Origin of the sequence: Nocardia amamiensis, from assembly GCF_015477605.1 — a bacterium.
Classification (GTDB): domain Bacteria; phylum Actinomycetota; class Actinomycetes; order Mycobacteriales; family Mycobacteriaceae; genus Nocardia; species Nocardia amamiensis_A.
The window spans coordinates 1-3,718 of the sequence record NZ_JADLQX010000104.1; the positions used below are offsets into that span (position 1 = coordinate 1).

The following is a 3,718-nucleotide window of genomic DNA, read 5'->3' on the forward strand; positions in this document are numbered from 1 at the left end:
GAACCGACCAGCACGTGCAGCCCGGACACGACGCGCCCTGCGCAGTGATGTCGGCATGGATCCATAAAGCCATTCCGCGGCGGGTGACCTGCTCGATGTTCAGGTCGGCGAGATGCGGAAGCAGGACTTTCAGATCAAGATCAGCACACCCTGGTCATGATCGATTACCTCCCGCCAGGCTCCAAATCATCGGCACGCCACCAACTTTGTGCCTGAGCCCGGATAATCCGGGTGGGCGGACATGTGAGTCCGGGCTGGCGGACATGGTTTCTCCGGATTGGCGGACATCAGGATCTCCGGGACACGCCTGAATAAATGCGAAACGGGATCTCTTCAGGCGGGTTGGCTGGCGTGTGTGTGATCGCTTGCCAACTGCGTCGAAGGGATCCCGTTGACCAAGTCTGACAGGGAGATCATGGAGATTCTGGAAGCGTTCGATCTGACGCGCTGCGCGCATTCGGCCGCGGCGCTGTCGGGGGTGGATGAGAAGACGGTGGCGCGGTATGTCGCGGTCCGCGATGGGGGCGGTGATCCGCTGGCCAGGCCGCGGCGGGCGCGGTCGATCGACCCGTTCATGGGCAAGATCGAGGAGTTGGTGGACAAGTCCCAGGGCAAGATCCGCGCTGATGTGGTGCATCAGCGGCTGCTGGCGATGGGGTTCACCGGCACGGATCGGTCGACTCGTCGTGCGGTCTCCGAGGCGAAGATGGCGTGGAAGGCCGGTCACCGGCGGAAATATCGGCCGTGGCTGCCGGAACCGGGTATGTGGTTGCAGTTCGATTGGGGCGAAGGCCCGAAAGTTGCCGGGCGGCGGACGCAGTTGTTCTGCGCGTGGCTGGCGTGGTCGCGGTTTCGGGTGGTGATCCCGTCGTGGGATCAAACCCTGGGTTCGCTGGTTCTCGGGATCGATGTGACGTTGCGTCGGATCGGTGGTGCGCCGACGTATTTGCTCACCGACAACCCGAGAACGGTGACGGTGGACCGGATCGCCGGGCTGCCGGTGCGGCATCCGGAAGTCGTCGCTGCGGGGCGGCATTACGGCTGCAAGGTGGAGACGTGTGAGCCGTTCGACCCGGAGTCCAAGGGCGGCGCGGAGCACACGGTGAAGATCGCGAAGGCCGATCTGGTGCCGACCACGGCGAATCTGCTGCCGGAGTATTCGTCGTTCACCGAGCTGGCCGATGCCTGCTGGTCGTGGTGCGAGCGGGTCAACGCGCGCCCGCATCGCGAGACCGGGGTCGCGCCGATCGTGCGGCTCGGTGTCGAGCGGGCGCATCTGCATGTGTTGCCGGCCGCCCCGCATGCGATCGCTTTGGGTGAGGAACGCCTGGTCGGTGACGATCAGACGATCCGGTGGGGGTCGGTGCGGTATTCGACCCCGGACGGGTATCAGGGGCAGAAGGTCTGGTGCCGGGTCGCTGGTGAGGAACTGGTGGTCACCGGGAGAAACCCTCGAGGGCTGGCCGAGATCGCCCGCCATCGGCTCTCGACCCCGGGCAATCCGCGCATCCTCGACGAGCACTACCCGCATCACGAGGGCGGGGATCTGCCACGGGTGCGGAAACTGCGACCGCGGACCGTCGAAGAGGTCGCGTTCCTCGAACTTGGTGAAGGCGCCCGCCGCTGGCTGACCGAAGCCTCGGCGTCCGGGGTGTCGCGCATCCGCGCGAAGATGACCCGCGCGCTCGAGTTGGCGGCGTTGACAGGACCGGAGGCGGTCGAGGAAGCGCTCGGTGTCGCCGCGGTCGCGGGCCGCTTCGACGACGGTGACCTGGCCGCCATCGTCGATCACCTGGCCAAGTTCTCCCACCTGGCCGATGTCGTGCGCGCCGACGAGGCGCACTCGGTCCAGCCCGGCACCAGCAACTGGGGGAGGTTCGGCGCATGACGCATCCGAAAGCCCCGGCGCTGCTGGAGGAATTTGACAAGATCTGCCGCCGGATGCGGCTGCCCTATCTGCGCAAAGCCGCGCCCGACGTGCTCGCCACCGCCCGAGCTCAACGCTGGGACCCCGCTGAAGTGCTGCGGGTGCTGCTGGCTGAAGAGGTCACCGGCCGAGACTCGGCGACACGGCGCCAGCGCCGCAAGAACGCGAACTTCCCGACCGGCAAAACGTTCTCCTCCTGGCTGCCCGAGGAATCGACCATCCCCGAAGCCACCCAGAACGCCCTGGCCACCCTGGAATGGGTCGGCAGGCACGAAAACCTGGTGGTCGCCGGAGCCTCCGGCGCCGGCAAGAGCCACTTCGTCGAAGCGCTCGCGCACTCGGCGATCGAGACCGACCTGCGGGTCTCCTGGTTCACCCTCGAATCCCTCGCGACCACCCTCGGCAAGGCCAAAGCCGACGGATCGATCGCCCGCGCGGTCGCCCGCATCTGCGCCTGCGACCTGATCGTCTGCGACGACATCGGCATGCTGCCAGTCGGCCCGGACGCCGCCGAGGCGTTCTACCGCGTGATCGACGCCGCATACGAGAGGCGTTCCATTGCGGTCACCAGCAATATTCATCCGTCTGGATTCGACACGATCATGCCCAAGACCTTGGCCGCAGTTATCTGACCACCGATTCGCTCTGTCCATGACGTCCAATCCACGGGGGTGGGTTGCGCCGAATAGCTGTGGTGGACATGCAAGTTCACTATGTCTTGGATGGGAGCTGGGGTGCGGGTTCAGCGGGTGGTGATGCCTTCGGGCGTGGAGTCGGCGACCGTTCTGGCGGGCGGGTTGGTGGTGGATTCGGCGGATCGGTTCCTGGCGCATCTGACCGCGATCGACCGGTCCCCGAACACTGTCCGCGCCTATGCTCACGATCTGCGGGATTACTTCGCTTTCTTGGAATGCCATGAGTTGCGGTGGGATCGGGTGGATCTGGAGGATCTGGGCCGGTTCGTCACCTGGTTGCGGCTTCCGGCCGAAGCCCGCACCGGCGGGGTGTCCGCGCTGCCGTGGGTCGAGACGAATCTGACTGCGGCAACGGTGAATCGGAAGTTGTCGGCGCTGGCGTCGTTCTACGAGTTCCATCAGCGCCATGGTGTCGGTCTCGGTGAGCTGCTGACCCGGTGGCGGCCGGGCCGCCGCGGTGGGTCGTGGCAGCCGTTCCTGGCGCATCTGGGTGCACGGCCGGAACGGCACCGCGCGATCTCGTTGCGGGCCGAGCGGCGCCCGCCGCGGGAGTTGGCCGAGGCGGAGATGGCCGCGTTGATCGGCGCCTGCGACCGGCTGCGTGATCGGTTCTTGTTGAGCTTGTTGCGGGCGACCGGGTTGCGGATCGGTGAGGCGCTGGGGTTGCGGCACGAAGATCTCGATGCCCGCCGTCGGCTTGTTGTGGTCCGGCCGCGAGCGAACGTGAACCGGGCCCGAGCCAAGACGTGGTCGCGGGAAGTTCCCGCCGACGCCGAGGTATTCCGCCTCTACAGCGACTACCTGCACGAGGAATACGGTCTGCTGGACTGCGACTACGTGTTCGTCAATCTCTGGGGCGCCCCGATCGGCGCTCCTATGAGCTACGCCAGCGTCAACCGGCTGGTGCGACGCCTGCGGGATCGCACAGGAATCATGTTCTCGCCCCACCTGTTTCGGCATTTTCTCTCCGCTTAGACCATGTCTCACATGGATGTAATTCGTTCTTGGCGCATTGAGATCGGTTGTGTTGCATGATGTTCGGTCGTGGTGGATGCGTTGTCGCGGCGGCTTGTGCCGGACGAGTTGTGGGATCTGG

The 3,718-nt window shown here is 65.8% G+C and carries 3 protein-coding genes; all 3 read left to right on the forward strand.

The genetic code is table 11. From position 1 onward, the window contains the following. The first annotated feature begins 415 nt into the window (after positions 1–415). The 3 genes from istA (at position 416) to IU459_RS36770 (ending at position 3,597) form a co-directional block, all read left to right on the forward strand. On the forward strand, positions 416–1,888 hold the full coding sequence (gene istA, locus IU459_RS36760) for an IS21 family transposase (protein WP_195134193.1): 1,473 nt from the start codon (positions 416–418) through the stop codon (positions 1,886–1,888). Next, entirely contained in the window at positions 1,885–2,559 is a 675-nt protein-coding gene (locus tag IU459_RS36765) for an ATP-binding protein (protein ID WP_324199174.1), read from the forward strand. Before istA ends, IU459_RS36765 begins: the two co-directional genes overlap by 4 nt. Before the next feature lie 90 nt (positions 2,560–2,649). Next, complete coding sequence (locus IU459_RS36770; RefSeq protein ID WP_195134192.1) at positions 2,650–3,597, forward strand: tyrosine-type recombinase/integrase; 948 nt, start codon at positions 2,650–2,652, stop codon at positions 3,595–3,597. The last annotated feature ends 121 nt before the right edge of the window (positions 3,598–3,718 follow it).

Bases quoted from the DNA above. Each gene is read 5' to 3' on its own strand.
- istA (WP_195134193.1), top strand. From the start codon at position 416: ATGGAGATTCTGGAAGCGTTCGATCTGACGCGCTGCGCGCATTCGGCC.
- IU459_RS36770 (WP_195134192.1), top strand. From the start codon at position 2,650: ATGGGAGCTGGGGTGCGGGTTCAGCGGGTGGTGATGCCTTCGGGCGTG.
- IU459_RS36765 (WP_324199174.1), top strand. From the start codon at position 1,885: ATGACGCATCCGAAAGCCCCGGCGCTGCTGGAGGAATTTGACAAGATC.